A 14,611-nucleotide genomic window follows, 5' to 3' on the forward strand; every position below is an offset into this window, starting at 1 on the left:
TGGTGATGGGGCGACTACCGTCGATACGTGCTCGCGCCATTTGTGCAGCTCAGCGGTTCAGGTGAGCACCCCTGGGGGACACGCCGAGCCAGACTGAGCGAAGGTTGGGGAATCGATGGGGACGGTCACCGACTACGTACTGGAGGAACTGCGTCTGTTCCGGACGGGGTTCGGGCTCAGTCAGGACGACTTCGGCAGGGGCATCGGTTATTCGGGTTCGCACGTCAGCTCGGTGGAGACCGGCGGGCGACCGCCCACGAAGGAGTACATGCGGGCGGTCGACACCCACCACCAGACCGGGGGACGCTTCCTCCGCATGCTGGACGGGTTGGCCCGGCTCGACGCCGAGCCGGCCTGGCTGCGCGAGTGGATCGAGTTCGAGCGAGAGGCGACCACGCTGCGCTGGTTCGAGCTGGCGTACGTGCCGGGCCTGCTCCAGACCGAGCGGTACGCCCGTGCGACGCTGGCCGGTGGCCGGTTCGACGCCGAGGATGTGGACCGGATCGTCGCCTCCCGGCTGGAGCGCCAGGCGATCCTGCAACGCCCACGCCCGCCACAGCTCATCGCCGTGCTGGACGAGGCGGTGCTGCGCCGGCCGGTGCTCGACCAGCCGGGTCTCATGGTCGAGCAGTGCGAGCACCTGGTCCAGTTAGCGACGGCGGAGCATATCCAGGTGCACATCGTGCCGGTGGATGCTGGGATGCACCTGGGGCTCGCCGGTCAGTTCATCATCGCCGAGATGCCCGACGGTGAGCGGGTTGCTCACGCCGACAACCAGCTCACGGCGCAGTTCGTCGATGCACCGACCGACGTCGCTAAGCTGGCGAAGACGTGGGAGATCGTGCGGAACGAGGCGCTCCCCCGCCGGCAGTCAACCGAGCTGATCAAGGGAGTGGCGAAGTCATGGGCATGCTGACCCCACAGTGGCGGAAGTCGACCCGGTCCGGCGGCAACGGCGGGTCCTGCGTCGAGGTCGCCGACAACCTGCCGAGCGTGGTGCTGGTGCGCGACACCAAGGACCGCGACGGCGGCACCCTGCACGTCGATCCGACGGCCTGGAAGGCGTTCATCCGCTACGCCAAGCAGCACTGAGCCACACAGAAATGATCGCGCGCTTCAAGGACCTATGTCTGGACGCCGCCGACCCGCTCGCCCTGGGCGCCTTCTGGGCCCGGATGCTCGACGGTGACGTGGCCGATGCCGGCGACGGCGACACCCGGGTGGACCCGCGCTCGGCGCGCTCGAACGCCGAGTCGATCTGGGTGAACCGGGTGCCCGAGCCGAGGGTCGGCAAGACCCGCGTACACCTGGATCTGCGGTTGGCCGACGCGGACCCGGCGGCGCTGCTCGCGGACGGCGCCCGACTGGTCCGCGAGCCGAGCGGCGAGGTGACCTGGTGGGTGCTGGAAGACCCGGAGGGCAACCCGTTCTGTGCGTTCCCGGCTCGCGACGGCGCCCGGCCGGGCCCGTTCGAGCTGGTCGTCGACTCGATCGACCCGGTCGCGCAGGCGACCTGGTGGGCCGGGGTGGTCGGCGGCACCGTCGAGGACGAGGGGACCCACGCGGGGGTGGTCGGCGCGTCCGGGTTCCCCTGGGACTACTGGGTGTTCGCCGGGGTGCCCGAGCCAAAGACGGTCAAGAACCGGCTGCACTGGGACGTCGACCTGGTCGACCCGGAGCCGACCGCGCTGCTCGCCGCAGGTGCGACACTGCTGCGGGAGCCGGTCGACAAGGCCCACTGGTGGTGGGTGCTGGCCGACCCGGAGGGCAACGAGTTCTGTGCCTTCACGCCGCGGCCAACCGGGTGAACGACCGACTACCGAGCGCGGGCGACGTCAGCTAGCGTTTTCCTAGCGCCGCAGTCAGCGCGTTCGCCGCCGCCGTCGACACGCCTCCGGCCGACCCCCAGCCTGCCCGATCGGTTGGTAATCGCGGGAACGTCCCACCGCCGCTGCCCCGGTTCGGCAGGATCGTCCCAACGAGGAGGTGCCGTCGTGCAGGACACCCGCGCTCTCGCCCTGACGTTCGAGGTGAGCGGCCTGCCACCGGTCAAGACCGAAGCGTTGTCCATCTTCGCCGCCGGGCATCGGCAGGCGACGAGGGTTCGCACCCTGCTCCAGGCCGCTCTCACCGCGGCCCAGCGCACCGGCTGGACGCCGTTGCCCGGGCCGATCGAGGTGGACCTGGTCCTGCGCTGCCCACCCGGGCACCGTACGGCCGACGCCAGCACCCTGCTCGGCGGCGTCTGCGCGGTCCTGCAGGACAAGAAGCGGGTGTCGTCCATCGGCCTCACCCACCTCGGCGTCCTGGTGGACGTCGCCCTCTACACCGACGACCGGCAGATCCGCCGATTGTCGTACCACGAGGAACCGGCGGAGGACTGTTCGTACCAGGTGCGGGTCGCCGCCGTACCGACCGGGGTTTGACCGACGTCCGTGGTGGGGTACCGCGGACGCCGACGAAGGGAGCACCGATGTCGGAGCCACATGTCACGCTCGACCCCCGCGGGCTCGACCCTGTGCAGCAGAAGCTGCGGGGCCCGCTGGAGGACCAGCTGACCTCGGCGCTTCAGGCGGCCACCGACCGGATCCGCAGCGGTTACGCCGGTGAGCCGGTCGAGCAGGTCTGCCAGCGACTGTTGGAGGAGACCCGCTCCGGGTTGCATCCCGACATCGCGGCCGGGTTCAACCCGGACATGGACGAGTTCTGCAAAGTGGCGGTGGCGATCGTCCGGGGCGAGGCCGGCTGAGTCGGGTCAGGACCGGGTCCGCAACTACCCGGCCCTGACCCCCGGCTGTCCGGCAGAGGAGCGGACAGCTACGGCGCCCCGCCGCTCGGGCGTGGCACGGGGCCACGCGCGGCAATGGGGATAGCCGGCCGCTCTGCACTCAGCTCCACGGTGCCCACCCGCCGAACGCCGGTGCGCCCCGACACACCTCGAAGGGTCGTGAACGCCGGCCCAGGCTAGGCGGGGTCGCGACGGCCGGACAAGCCGAGCCGTACGGCCCGGGGCGTGACTTACCCCAGGTTGAAAAACCGGCATGTGGGCGTAACACGATCATGATCGCGGGCGCTGTTCGGCTTCGGTGGGGTCAGAAGTGCCGCAGCAGGTCGCGGAACGAGGCCAGCCGCAGGACGCCGGTGTCGGTCGGGTCCAGTTCGTCGTCCTCCAGCACCCAGGTGTTCTCGTTCGGGATGAACACCGCGTTCAGCCCGGCAGCCCGTGCCGGCAGGATGTCCGACTTCGGGGAGTTGCCGATCATCCAGGCACCGGACGGGTCGAAGCCGTGCTCCCGCACCAGCCATCGGTAGGTCTCGACGTTCTTCTCGGCGACGATGTGCGCGGCCCGGAAGTGGTGCAGCAGGCCACAGGCGTCGAGCTTGCGCTGCTGCTCCGCCTGATCCCCCTTGGTCAGCAGCAGCAGCTCGTGCCGGACGGCCAGTTCGTCGAGCGCCTCGGCCACACCGGGCATCAGCTCCACCCGGTGTTCGACGAGTGCCACGGCCAGTCGGTCGATCTCCTGACGCTCGAACTCAGTCGCGGACCGTTCGCGCAGCCGCTCCAGGCACTCCGCCAGACTGCGCAGGAACACCTTGCTGCCGTAGCCGTGCGCCACCGCGTTGGCCCGCTCGATGTCGTCGAGAACGGCCCGCAACTCGGCCCGGTCCAGGGTGGGGTGGTCCAGCCAGGCCAGGAAGTCGTCGATCACCCGCTCGAAGACGACGTTGTTCTCCCATAACGTGTCGTCCGCATCGAAGATCAGCACCTTCGCCTGCCGCCGCGCCGTCGCGTCCACCGTCATGCCGCCAGCTCCTCGTGATCAACTCCTCCGACGATCGGGGACTTTAGGGCAGATCGTCCGACGTACCCAGCGACTTTCCGCCCACCGGTCGGGGCCACCGCAGCAACCGTTCCGCGATCATCGTCTCCCGCTCCTCCTGCGCGTCGGGGCGCAGCCGCCCACCCCTGGTCAGCATCACCACACCGTGCAGCAGGCTCCAGCCCATCTCGGCCAGCACGTCCGGGTCACGCCCCTCGGCCAGCGGGGTCAGGGCCGCCCGCAGCTCGGCGAAGACCGCCCTGGGCGCGGCCGGCACGCCATCGACGCCGAGGGCCAGGTCGGGGGTCAGCGCGAGCATCGCGTCATAGACCTCGGGATTCGTGTACGCGAAGTCGAGGTACGCGGTCGCCACCGCCGGCCAGGCCCCCTCGGGACCCTCGACGGCTTCCGCGTGCGCCTCCGCCAGGTCGGCGGCCAGGTCGGCGAAGGCGCACACGGCGACGGCGGCGAGCAGCGCCTCCAGATCCGCGAAGTGCCGGTAGAGGTCACCGACGTCGACCTCGGCCCGCTCGGCCAACCGTCGGGTGGTCACCCCCGCCCAGCCCTCCGCCTCGGCCAGCTCTCGCGCGACCGCGACGATGAGGTCGCGCCGGTCCTGTTCGGTGGCCTTCTCGGCAGGTCCGGGCACGCCCACGAGCGTAAGGGCGCACACCTGTCGTAGCTGCCTGGTGACGGATTGGTGACTGTTGGGGATGGAAGGCCCCTGCGGCCGGGCTCTTTCTCCGCGTGCCACAGCCCACCCGTTGCTCGTTGAGCGAGGAGATCACCGGGACGGGAGGGCACGTGGTCGTTCGACGGCGCCGGCCCGTGGCAGGCCGATGAGGAGGCAATCCAGCGACGGGTTGCTGCGCAGTGGGGCCACTCGGCAGCGGGCGACCTTTCTGGAGCTCTTCCTCGACCTGGTCTTCGTCTTCGCCCTCACCCGGATCTCCGCTCGCCTGATCGCCGACTTCACCGACGCCCAGCGCGGCGTCTACGCGGGCCTCGGTCAGGCTCTGCTGCTGTTCCTGGCGCTGTGGGCGGTCTGGTCGGTGACGGTCTGGTCGACCAGTTGGCTGGACCCGGAGGCGCCGGTCGTCCAGACCGTGATCGTCATGACGTTGGTCGGCTCCATGACGATGGCCGTCGCGGTGCCCAACGCCTTCGGCGCGCGGGCCGCACTGTTCGCCATCACCTTCGTGACCCTCCAAATCGGCCGAGTGGTCTACTTCCACGTCGCCGGGCACGGCCGACCGGATCCGCAACAGTCCATCCGGATCCTGTTCTGGTTCGGCTTGAGCGCACCACTCTGGGTGGTCGGCGGGCTGGTCAACGACGGCACGGTTCGCGCGGCTCTCTGGACCGCCGCCGTGCTGATCGACTACACCGGGCTGCTGCTCGGGTGGCCCACTCCCCGGCTCGGCGCGCAACGGCTCGGCGTCCAGATGATCGCGGCCGAGCACCTGGCCGAGCGCTACCAGCAGTTCCTCCTCATCGCGCTCGGCGAGGCGATCTTCGTCATCGGGCTCGCCTTCAGCGGCAGCGAGTTCCACGCCGACCAGACGGGCGGATTCGTCCTGGCGCTGGCGAGCACCGTCCTGCTCTGGCGGATCTACTTCCATGCGGCGGGAGGGATGCTGGATGCGGCCATCGACCGCTCCCGCAACGCCGCACGGCTCGCTACCGAAATGGCGTTCGCCCACATGGTCATGATCGCGGGGATAGTGCTGACCGGCGTCGGCTTCGAACTGTTCATCACCGAACCGCTCGGCCACCTCCCGGCGGTCTGGCTCATCGCCATCCTCGGCGGCCCCGCGCTCTTCCTCGCCGGACGCTCGGCCCTGGAGTACCAGGTGTTCGCCCGGGTTTCCCGCTCCCGGACGGCCGGCCTGCTGGCCCTCGGCCTGCTGGTGCCGGTGACGGTGCACCTCGCACCGCTCACCGCCGGCGCCGCGGCCGCCGTGGTGCTGCTCGGCGTCGTCACAGCGGACACACGGCGCTCACGTCGACAGCCAGCGGAGACGCCCACGCCTCCGTTCTAGTTGCCGACGGCCGAGGGTCGCGGCTCACCGGCGCAGCGCGTTCTCGCTCCGCATGTGCGACAACTTCTCCGGGTTACGCACGGCGTAGAGCCCGCTGACGAGGCCATCGTCGATACGCAGCGCCACTACCGTGTCGATCTCGCCGTCGGATCGGAACACCAGCGCCGGGAAGCCATTCACCTGGGCCGGGTGCAGCGACAGGGCAGCGACCTGGAACTGCCTGCTGGCCAGCAGGCGGGCCACCTTGTCAGCCCCGGCGACCGGCCGCAGCAGCGCCTGTCTGATACCGCCGCCGTCGCCCACGAGCACGACATCCGGCGCGAGGACGTCGAGCAGGCCCTGCACGTCGCCGGTCTCGATCGCCCGCTGGAACGCGTCGAGCACCCGTCGGGTGTCGGCTGCCGAAACCACTCCCCGGGGTCGACGCGCGGCGACATGCGCCCGCGCCCGGTGGGCGATCTGGCGGACCGCGGCCGGGCTCTTGTCGACCGCCTGGGCGATCTCGTCGTAGGCCAGGTCGAAGACCTCACGGAGTACGAACACCGCCCGCTCGATCGGTGCGAGCGTCTCCAGCACCAGCATCATGGCCATCGAGACGCTCTCGGCCAGTTCGACGTCGTCGGCGACGTCGGGCGCGGTCAGCAGCGGCTCGGGCAACCACGAGCCGACGTAGGACTCCCTGCGCCGGCCGACCGTCCGCAGCCGGTTGAGCGACTGGCGGGTGGTGATCCGGACCAGGTAGGCGCGCTGATCCCGCACCATCGCGAGGTCGGCGTCCGCCCACCGCAGCCAGGTTTCCTGGAGTACGTCCTCGGCGTCGGCGGCCGAGCCGAGCATCTCGTAGGCGACAGTGAAGAGCAGGTTCCGGTGCGCGACGAACGCGTCGACAGCAGGGCCGCCCTCACTCATGACTTCTCCCCCGGCTTCCATGCCGCCTCCAGTCTCGTCGATCTCGGCTGTGCCTCCCACAGGACACCGCTCCCCCGCCTGGCGTGACACCGCCGCGCCGTGCGCCACGTCACGTGTCGAGCCGTCACAACGAGCGGGCCGGCGGTGTCTCGTGTTCGACCCGAACCGGAAGGAAGATCATGAACCTGGCTCTGTGGATCGCAGCCGGACTGTTGGCCGCAGTCGCCCTGGCCGGCGGCATCACCAAGACGTTCGTACCTAAGGAGAAGCTGGCCCGGGCCAACGGCGGAGGGTGGACGGAGACCGCGAGTGTCAACTTCGTCAAGACCCTCGGAGTCCTCGAAATCCTGGCCGCGGTCGGTCTGATCCTGCCCGCCGTGCTGGACATCGCACCGGTGCTGGTGCCGGTGACCGCCATCTGCTGGGTGCTACTGATGATCGGCGCGATGATCACCCACCTGCGTCACAACGAGGCAAAGTTCATCGTGCTGAATCTGTTCTACCTCGCCCTGGCCGCCTTCGTGGCCTGGGGCCGACTCGGACCCGAGCCCTTCTGACGGCCCTGGTGGATTGATGGGACGGCTGCCATGATCGCTCGGTGTCCCTGTGGGAGGCCGTCTCGCGCTTCGGCCCGCCGCTGCTCATCGTCATCGGCGCCTCGGTTGCTGTGTACGGCGCAAGCTCCGACTCACCGAAACATTTCTCCCGGCCACGCGGCTGGCAGTGGGCGTGGGTGGGCCTCTGGCTCATGACAGCTGGTGAGGCGGCGTTCGGCGACGACCGACCGTGGTTCGAGCGTGCCTGGAAGGGCGCCACCGCACTGCTCGTCGCGGTGGCTGTCGCAGTCGCGGCATTCCGCCGCCACCGATGGAACGCCGGGCAGGTTGCTAGGGACGACTAGCGCGTTTCGTGTTCTGCACGCGAGTTCGCGTGGGGCAGACCGGAGGACCTGGCACACGAGACGGGGTCAGCGGTCGAACAGTGTCTTGATGCCGTGGGTTTCGAGCAACGTGGGCAGCGGGTCCGCGAGGTGCCGACGCCTGGGCCGCCAGATGCGCCCCACGTTGATCGACGCGTTCGGCCCCGGCACGTCGTAGGGACCACCTCGGGGGTAGACCGACAGGCTGCTCCCCCACATCCCCGCGTCCATCCAGCCCATGCGCTCGATCTCATTCCAGGCGTACGAGCGGCGCAGGCCACCGCGATCGCGGATCAGCAGCCCCAGATCGTCAGCGAACACCGCGTTTCGCCGACGAGTGAAGGCGACGATGATCGAGGCGGCGCCAAACGCCATGACGGTCCAGTTGACCAGGTCGAAGAGCACCCCGACGACGATCATCACGACCAGGGCCGCGCTCGGGATCGCGATGGCGGGCCAGGCCCGCGACTGCCCGAGGACGTGGACTTCACCCACCGGTTTCACCGACTCCCCCACAGCCGATGACGATAGTGAAGGAAGCGCATGTTCGCGCCGTGAGCGGCGGGGCTCGGATGCACCTGCAAGATTCGCGCACTTTCCCTGATGTTGCTGCCTTCGGCGGCTCCGAGACAGCAACATCCGGGAAGTTGCGCGGATCTTGCGGGGCAGCGGGCGGGGCGGGGCGGGCGGGCGGGTAACGCTGACGGTCAGCGGCGCAGGGTGAGGATCAGGTCGGCGACCAGTGCTGTCCAGCCGGTCTGGTGCCAGGCGCCCAGACCGGCCCCGTTGTCGCCGTGGAAATACTCGGGGAACGCCACCAGGTCCCGCCAGTCGGGGTGGGTCTGGAAGAGCTGGCACGCGCCGTAGATGGGCCGCCGCCCCCAGTCGTCCTGGGTGAAGAGCGAGATCAGCCGGGCGGAGAGGTCGTCGGCGATCTCGTCCAGCGTCCGCTTCACCCCGGAGCGGGTCGGGTACTCCACCTGGAGGTCGTCGCCGAAGAACGCGGCGTAGTCGCGCAACGCGCTGATCAGCAGGAAGTTCGTCGGCATCCAGATCGGACCGCGCCAGTTCGAGTTGCCGCCGAACAGGCCGCTGGTCGACTCGGCCGGTTCGTAGCCGACGGAGAACTCCTGCCCGCCGAGGCTGACCGAGAACGGCTTGTCCAGGTGCGCGCGGGACAGCGTACGCAGACCGAAGTCGGAGAGGAACTCGTCGGGGTCCAGCATCCGGGCGAGCAGCCGGACCACCTGCTCCGGGCCCACCATGGACAGCAGCCGCTGCTGCCGGCCGTCGGGGCCGAGCCTGCGGGTGCCGATCACCTGGGCGTACTCCGGGCGGTTGGTGAGGAACCAGCGCAACCGCGCGCCCAGCTCCGGCAGGCGGTGCAGGGTCTTCGCGGTGAGCCGGGTGGTGGCGGCCAACGGCAGCAGCCCGACCACCGAACGGACCTTCAGCGGCACCTTCGTGCCGTCGGCGAGGCGCAGCACGTCGTAGAAGAAGGCGTCCTCGTCGTCCCACAGCCCCTGCTCGTACGCGGCTGCGGCGATGTACGCGAAGTGCTCGAAGAACTTGGTGGCGGTGTCCACCCAGGTCCGGTCGTGCTCGGCGAGGACGATGGCCATGTCCAGCAGGTTGAGCGCGTACATGCCCATCCAGCCGGTGCCGTCGGACTGCTCCAGCACGCCGGCGACCGGCAGCGCCGCCGAGCGGTCGAACGGGCCGACGTTGTCCAGCCCGAGGAAGCCGCCCTCGAAGACGTTGTTGCCGCCGGTGTCCTTGCGGTTGACCCACCAGGTGAAGTTGAGCAGCAGCTTGTGCATCACCCGGGCCAGGAAGTCGTAGTCCCGGCCGCCGTCGATCTCGAACACCTTCAACGCCGCCCACGCGTGCACCGGCGGGTTCACGTCACCGAACGCCCACTCGTACGCCGGGATCTGCCCGTTGGGGTGCAGGTACCACTCGCGGAGCAGGAGCAGCAGTTGTTCCTTGGCGAAGCCCGGGTCGACCCGGGCGATGCTCACGCAGTGGAAGGCCAGGTCCCAGGCCGCGTACCACGGGTATTCCCAGGGGTCGGGCATGGAGATGACGTCGAAGCTGGTCATGTGCCACCAGGCGCTGTTACGCCCGTGTCGGCGACCGGCCGGCGGCGGTGTCGAGCCCGGGTCGCCTTCGAGCCAGCGTTTGACGTCGAAGTGGTAGAACTGCTTGCCCCACATCAGCCCGGCGATGGCCTGCCGTGCCACCAGCGCCTCGTCGGCGGTGGCGGCCGGCGGGATCACCCCGGCGAAGAACCGGTTCGCCTCGGCCCGCCGCGCCCAGACCACGGCCTCGAAGCCGTCGCTGAGGTCGGCCGGGGGCGGCGGCGCGGCGGCCGGTGGTGACGCGGTGCGGGTCAGCCGCAGCCGGATCTGGCGCTGCCCGCCGGCCGGCACGTCGAGCACGTAGTGCAGCGCGCCCTTGGTGCCCTCCCGCGCAGGGTTGACAGTGGCCGCGCCGTTGACGACGTGGTCGTTGATGCCGTCCTTCGGGTACGGCGAGCGGCCGGGCAGGCCCCAGAGTCGTTCGGCGTTGGTGTCGTTGTCACAGAGCAGTGGCACCGGCCCGCCGTCGCCCTCCAGCAGCAGTTGGCCGAGCACCCGGTGCTCGCCGACGAGCCGGGTGCCCTGGCCGGTCAGTCGCGGGATCCGGTCGCCGCCGGGCAGGCCCCAGGCCCAGGTGTTGCGGAACCACAGGGTGGGCAGCACGTGCAGGGTGGCCGCCCGGTCGCCCCGGTTGGCGACGGTCACCACCATGCAGAGGTCGGTCGGGGACGCCTTGGCGTAGTCGACTGTCACCGCCCAGTACCGGTCGTCGTCGAAGATCCCGGTGTCCACCAGCTCGTACTCGGTGTCGTCACGGCCGCGCAACGCGTTCACCGCGACGAGTTCGTCGTACGGGAAGGCTGCCTGGGGGTAGTGGTAGCGCCAGCGCATCCAGGAGTGGGTGGGCGTGGAGTCCTCGTACCACCAGTACTCCTTGACGTCCTCGCCGTGGTTGCCGCCGTCGCCGCCGAGGCCGAACATCCGCTCCTTGAGGATCGGGTCCTTGCCGTTCCACAGCGCGAGGGCGAAGGCGAAGGTCTGTCGTTCGTCGCAGACGCCGGCCATCCCGTCTTCATTCCACCGGTAAGCTCTGGACCGCGCGTGGTCATGCGGGAAGTAGTCCCAGGCCGTACCGTGCTCGCTGTAGTCCTCCCGTACCGTCCCCCACGCCCGTTCGGACAGATAGGGACCCCATGCGCGCCAGTCCTGCTCCCCCGAGTCGGCCTGGGCGAGCCGGAGCCGCTCAGCGTCGGGTGGCGAGGCGTCGGAGGACGATCGGTCAGTGATCACGTGCACATCTTTGACGTCGCCGCGGTACTTGACCACAGCGGCCATTCTCGTCGTGGCGTGTTACACCCCGCCGCCGATGGAGGAAAGTTGATCGACATGCACTTCGGCCCACAGGTCTGCGGCGATCTGAGCAGCGCCGCGAGCCGGGAGTGGCTGGTTCCCGACGGCCTCGGCGGATATGCGATGGGCACCGTCGGCGGGCTCCGGACGCGCCGCTACCACGGTCTGCTGGTGGTTCCCGGCGAAACTCCGGCCTCCCGTCAGGTGGGACTGGTCAGTCTCGACCCGGCGGTCACGCTGCCGTCCGGCGCGCGGGTACGGCTCGGCGCGCACGAGTGGTCCTCCGGCGTCGTGGACCCGCGCGGTTTCGAGTTGCTGGAGCGCTTCGACCTGGTCGACGGGCTGCCCCGGTGGCGGTGGCGGATCGGCGCGGTGGTGATCGAACGGGAGCTGGCCATGCTGCCCGGCCGCTCCTGCGTGGCGGTGGTGCACCGGCTGGTCGCCGGCGGGCCCGTCCGGCTGGAGCTGTCGGCAGCCTGCACCTGGCGTGACGCGCACGGCGAACGGCGGGCCGACGGCCCGACCCCGCAGGTCGAGGCGGTGGCCGACGGCGCGGTGGTCGAGGGCGCGTACCGGCTGGCCGGCCCGGGCTGGGCGCCCGAGGGGCAGTGGTGGCTGGGCGTGCACCACCGCGAGGAGGCCAACCGTGGTCTGAACGCGGACGAGGACCTCTGGTACGCGGGGCGCTTCGTCGGCGAGCTGGAACGCCCCGGCGACACGGTGTCGGTGCGGGCCTGGGCCGGTCGACTCGACGAGGAGCCGCCGCCGGCCGCCGAGATCGTGGAGGCGGCCCGACGGCGCAACCGGCAGGTGGTGGCAGCGGCGAAGCCGGCAGACCCGGTGGAGGCGACGCTCACGCTGGCCGCGGACGCCTTCGTGGTGCGGCCCGGGGGCAGGGCCGTCGACGTGGTGGCCGGCTACCCGTGGTTCGGGGCGTGGTCCCGGGACACGATGATCTCGTACGAGGGGTTGTTCCTCTGCACGACTCGCGCCGACGAGGGCCGGGAGCTGCTGCGGTCGTACGCGGCGACGCTGTCCGAGGGGATGCTGGCCAACACGGCCGACACCGGTCGGGTGGAGTACAACACCGTCGACGGCACGCTGTGGTTCCTGCACGCGGTGAGCCGGCACGTCACCGTCACCGGTGACACCGACCTCGGTGACGAGTTGCTGCCCGCGCTGCGTGCCGTGATCGACGCCCACGTGGCGGGCACCCGGTACGGGATCTCCGTCGACCCGGCCGACGGGCTGCTCACCCAGGGCGCCCCCGGCACCGCGCTCACCTGGATGGACGCCCGGGTGTACGGGGTGCCGGTCACCCCGCGTACCGGCAAGCCAGTCGAGGTCAACGCGTTGTGGATCAACGGGTTGGCCGGGCTCGCGGAGCTGAGCGAGTTGGCCGGGCAGGACGCGGACGACCTGTGGCGACGGCACGGGCAGGCGACCGCCTCGTTCCGGGAGCGTTTCCCGTCGCCGACCGGCTGGCTGCACGACGTGCTGGACGCGCCCGCGCCGGCGTACCCGCTCGGTGGGGCCGCCCTGCACGACGACGACGCGTTGCGACCCAACCAACTGCTGGCCTGGTCGTTGCCGTACGCACCGATGGAGCCGGACGAGGCGACGCTCCGCCGCGTCGGAAACGGTCTGCTCACCCCGCTCGGGCCGCGCAGCCTCGCCCCGGATTCAGCGGAGTTCGTGGGCCGGCACCGGGGTGGTCCTGCCGAGCGCGACGGTGGCTACCACCAGGGCACCGTCTGGCCCTGGCTGCTCGGGCCGTACGTGGACGCATGCCGCCGGAGCAAGATGTCGGTCGATGACGTATTCATCGGCATTGAGGCCCATCTGACCGAATATGGGCTAGGCTCGGTAAGCGAGACGGCCGACGGCCTCGCGCCGCACGCCGCGACCGGCTGCCCATTCCAGGCGTGGTCGGTGGCCGAGCTGCTGCGGGTGCGCCGAAAGGGCCAGTAGCGCTTTACACGACCGCAACGGTGGTGTCTCCGCTGGTTATCTCGATCCCGGCAGGATTGGCCCCGATCCAGACGCGACGGCGACATCGACTCCGGTGTCGGTCGGCGCGCGCCCGGGGACAACTCAAAGGGGGCCGCATGTCACCCGACGCCCACGTGATCGACATCCACGCCGCCCGGCAACTGCGGGTGCTGATGCTCTCCTGGGAGTATCCGCCAGTGCTCGTCGGCGGCCTGGGCCGACACGTGCACGCGTTGTCGGTGGCGTTGGCCGCCGCCGGCCACGAGGTCACCGTCGTCACCCGTCATGCCGACGGCGCGCCCCTGGAGGAGTACGCCGACGGCGTGCGCATCCTGCGCGCCCCCGAAGACCCGGTCGCCTTCCCCCTCGCCACCGGCTCACTGCTGGCCTGGACCATGGCCTTCAACCACACCCTCACCCGCACCGCCCTGCGCGCCACCGAAGCCGGCGCCTACGACGTCATCCACGCCCACGACTGGCTGGTCGCCCACACCGCCATCACAGTGGCCGATCACCTGGACCTGCCGCTGGTCACCACCATCCACGCCACCGAGGCCGGCCGACACCAGGGCTGGCTCCCGGAGGAGATGAACCGCACCATCCACGGCGTCGAGCACTGGCTCAGCGGCTCCTCCATCCGGGTGATCACCTGCTCGGGGTACATGCGCGACCAGGTCACCGCACTGTTCGACGTACCGACCGCGCAGGTGGACGTGGTGCCCAACGGGGTCGACAACAGGGCCTGGCGGGCCCGGCCGAGGGCGGTCGCGTCGGCCCGCGCACGGTTCGCCGGGGACGGCCCGTTGGTCGGGTACGCCGGGCGGCTGGTCTACGAGAAGGGCGTCCAGCACCTGGTGCACGCGGTGCCGCGGCTCCGCGAGCGGCACCCGGGGCTGCGGGTGGTGATCGCCGGCGACGGGCCGTACCGAGCCGAGTTGGAGGCGGAGGCCCGACGGCTGGCGCTCAGCTCGACCGTACGGTTCACCGGTTTCCTCGACTCCACCCAGTTGCCGGCCATGCTCGGTGCCACCGACGCGACAGTGGTGCCCAGCCTCTACGAGCCGTTCGGCATGGTGGCGCTGGAGGCGGCGGCCGCCGGGGCGCCCCTCGCCGTGGCCCGCACCGGCGGTCTCGCCGAGATCGTCGAGCCCGGTGTCACCGGGGTGACGTTCCCGCACAGCGACCCGGACGCGCTCGCCGGAGCGGTCGGTCAACTGCTCGGTGACGAGGTCTTCGCCCGGCGGGTGGCCCGCCGGGCCCGCACCATGGTCGGCGAGCGCTACGGGTGGGCCACCATCGCGGCCCGTACGGCCGCCAGCTACGCCGCCGCACGCAGGGAACACGGCCCGTTGCAGGCCCGTCGGGCGGCAGCCCAACTGGCCGGTGGGCGCACCCGGATTGCCATCCCCGAGGGCAACCTTCTGGCGCGCGACGGCCACGCCGCCTGCTGAGCCGAAGCGGACGACCGATTGGTGACTTCCGATCCGCTGGTTAGGG

Annotated in this window: 15 protein-coding genes; 10 read left to right on the top strand and 5 right to left on the bottom strand. The window is 70.5% G+C overall.

The window, feature by feature from the left end:
• Positions 1-115 precede the first annotated feature (115 nt).
• The 5 genes from FBZ33_RS20620 to FBZ33_RS20640 all read left to right on the top strand — a co-directional run bounded on the left by FBZ33_RS20620 (position 116) and on the right by FBZ33_RS20640 (position 2,749).
• Positions 116-916: a helix-turn-helix transcriptional regulator gene (locus tag FBZ33_RS20620; RefSeq protein WP_141910347.1), complete on the top strand. Its 801-nt coding sequence runs from the start codon at positions 116-118 to the stop codon at positions 914-916.
• Positions 910-1,092, top strand: coding sequence for a DUF397 domain-containing protein (locus FBZ33_RS20625; protein ID WP_141912837.1), 183 nt, complete (start codon positions 910-912; stop codon positions 1,090-1,092). Before FBZ33_RS20620 ends, FBZ33_RS20625 begins: the two co-directional genes overlap by 7 nt.
• Before the next feature lie 11 nt (positions 1,093-1,103).
• Positions 1,104-1,808, top strand: coding sequence for a VOC family protein (locus tag FBZ33_RS20630; protein WP_099855597.1), 705 nt, complete (start codon positions 1,104-1,106; stop codon positions 1,806-1,808).
• A 186-nt stretch (positions 1,809-1,994) separates the two neighbouring features.
• Positions 1,995-2,426, top strand: a complete 432-nt coding sequence (locus FBZ33_RS20635; RefSeq protein WP_141910348.1) for a hypothetical protein — start codon at positions 1,995-1,997, stop codon at positions 2,424-2,426.
• 47 nt (positions 2,427-2,473) lie between these two features.
• Complete coding sequence (locus FBZ33_RS20640) at positions 2,474-2,749, top strand: hypothetical protein (protein ID WP_088949127.1); 276 nt, start codon at positions 2,474-2,476, stop codon at positions 2,747-2,749.
• A 343-nt stretch (positions 2,750-3,092) separates the two neighbouring features.
• Here FBZ33_RS20640 and FBZ33_RS20645 read toward each other — a convergent pair whose 3' ends face one another.
• Together FBZ33_RS20645 and FBZ33_RS20650 are read right to left on the bottom strand one after the other, a co-directional pair.
• Entirely contained in the window at positions 3,093-3,803 is a 711-nt protein-coding gene (locus FBZ33_RS20645) for an HAD family hydrolase (protein WP_141910349.1), read from the bottom strand.
• Between the two features lie 43 nt (positions 3,804-3,846).
• Positions 3,847-4,470: a TetR/AcrR family transcriptional regulator gene (locus tag FBZ33_RS20650; RefSeq protein WP_255508984.1), complete on the bottom strand. Its 624-nt coding sequence runs from the start codon at positions 4,468-4,470 to the stop codon at positions 3,847-3,849.
• A 190-nt stretch (positions 4,471-4,660) separates the two neighbouring features.
• Between FBZ33_RS20650 and FBZ33_RS20655 the strand changes: the two genes are divergently transcribed.
• Positions 4,661-5,863 (top strand): low temperature requirement protein A, encoded by a 1,203-nt coding sequence (locus FBZ33_RS20655; protein ID WP_141910351.1) that lies wholly within the window; start codon positions 4,661-4,663, stop codon positions 5,861-5,863.
• 24 nt (positions 5,864-5,887) lie between these two features.
• Here FBZ33_RS20655 and FBZ33_RS20660 read toward each other — a convergent pair whose 3' ends face one another.
• The gene (locus FBZ33_RS20660) at positions 5,888-6,772 is read right to left on the bottom strand and encodes an RNA polymerase sigma-70 factor (protein ID WP_221629499.1); all 885 of its coding nucleotides are present in this window, start codon (positions 6,770-6,772) and stop codon (positions 5,888-5,890) included.
• Positions 6,773-6,951: 179 nt separating this feature from the next.
• On the opposite strand from FBZ33_RS20660, the gene FBZ33_RS20665 reads away from it, so the two are divergent.
• Positions 6,952-7,329, top strand: a complete 378-nt coding sequence (locus FBZ33_RS20665) for a DoxX family protein (RefSeq protein ID WP_141910353.1) — start codon at positions 6,952-6,954, stop codon at positions 7,327-7,329.
• Positions 7,330-7,370: 41 nt separating this feature from the next.
• Positions 7,371-7,673 (top strand): hypothetical protein, encoded by a 303-nt coding sequence (locus FBZ33_RS20670; protein WP_088949133.1) that lies wholly within the window; start codon positions 7,371-7,373, stop codon positions 7,671-7,673.
• Positions 7,674-7,739: 66 nt separating this feature from the next.
• On the opposite strand, the gene FBZ33_RS20675 is transcribed toward FBZ33_RS20670, so the two are convergent.
• Positions 7,740-8,186 carry a hypothetical protein gene (locus FBZ33_RS20675; protein WP_141910354.1) on the bottom strand — a complete coding sequence of 149 codons (447 nt, stop codon included), beginning with the start codon at positions 8,184-8,186 and terminating at the stop codon, positions 7,740-7,742.
• Between the two features lie 212 nt (positions 8,187-8,398).
• On the bottom strand, positions 8,399-11,107 hold the full coding sequence (locus FBZ33_RS20680) for a glucosidase (protein ID WP_141910355.1): 2,709 nt from the start codon (positions 11,105-11,107) through the stop codon (positions 8,399-8,401).
• Positions 11,108-11,149: 42 nt separating this feature from the next.
• Here FBZ33_RS20680 and FBZ33_RS20685 point away from each other — a divergent pair, with 42 nt between their 5' ends.
• Positions 11,150-13,093 carry an amylo-alpha-1,6-glucosidase gene (locus FBZ33_RS20685; protein ID WP_141910356.1) on the top strand — a complete coding sequence of 648 codons (1,944 nt, stop codon included), beginning with the start codon at positions 11,150-11,152 and terminating at the stop codon, positions 13,091-13,093.
• A 137-nt stretch (positions 13,094-13,230) separates the two neighbouring features.
• Positions 13,231-14,565: a glycosyltransferase family 4 protein gene (locus FBZ33_RS20690; RefSeq protein ID WP_172862068.1), complete on the top strand. Its 1,335-nt coding sequence runs from the start codon at positions 13,231-13,233 to the stop codon at positions 14,563-14,565.
• Positions 14,566-14,611: the final 46 nt, after the last annotated feature.

Origin of the sequence: Micromonospora sp. A202 (assembly GCF_006715105.1) — a bacterium.
Taxonomy (GTDB): domain Bacteria; phylum Actinomycetota; class Actinomycetes; order Mycobacteriales; family Micromonosporaceae; genus Micromonospora; species Micromonospora zamorensis.

What these genes read in the sequence shown, in the direction of transcription:
- FBZ33_RS20620 (WP_141910347.1), top strand. Translation starts at nt 116, where the DNA reads ATGGGGACGGTCACCGACTACGTACTGGAGGAACTGCGTCTGTTCCGG.
- FBZ33_RS20625 (WP_141912837.1), top strand. Translation starts at nt 910, where the DNA reads ATGCTGACCCCACAGTGGCGGAAGTCGACCCGGTCCGGCGGCAACGGC.
- FBZ33_RS20630 (WP_099855597.1), top strand. Translation starts at nt 1,104, where the DNA reads ATGATCGCGCGCTTCAAGGACCTATGTCTGGACGCCGCCGACCCGCTC.
- FBZ33_RS20640 (WP_088949127.1), top strand. Translation starts at nt 2,474, where the DNA reads ATGTCGGAGCCACATGTCACGCTCGACCCCCGCGGGCTCGACCCTGTG.
- FBZ33_RS20645 (WP_141910349.1), bottom strand. Translation starts at nt 3,803, where the DNA reads ATGACGGTGGACGCGACGGCGCGGCGGCAGGCGAAGGTGCTGATCTTC.
- FBZ33_RS20655 (WP_141910351.1), top strand. Translation starts at nt 4,661, where the DNA reads ATGAGGAGGCAATCCAGCGACGGGTTGCTGCGCAGTGGGGCCACTCGG.
- FBZ33_RS20660 (WP_221629499.1), bottom strand. Translation starts at nt 6,772, where the DNA reads ATGAGTGAGGGCGGCCCTGCTGTCGACGCGTTCGTCGCGCACCGGAAC.
- FBZ33_RS20665 (WP_141910353.1), top strand. Translation starts at nt 6,952, where the DNA reads ATGAACCTGGCTCTGTGGATCGCAGCCGGACTGTTGGCCGCAGTCGCC.
- FBZ33_RS20680 (WP_141910355.1), bottom strand. Translation starts at nt 11,107, where the DNA reads ATGGCCGCTGTGGTCAAGTACCGCGGCGACGTCAAAGATGTGCACGTG.
- FBZ33_RS20690 (WP_172862068.1), top strand. Translation starts at nt 13,231, where the DNA reads ATGTCACCCGACGCCCACGTGATCGACATCCACGCCGCCCGGCAACTG.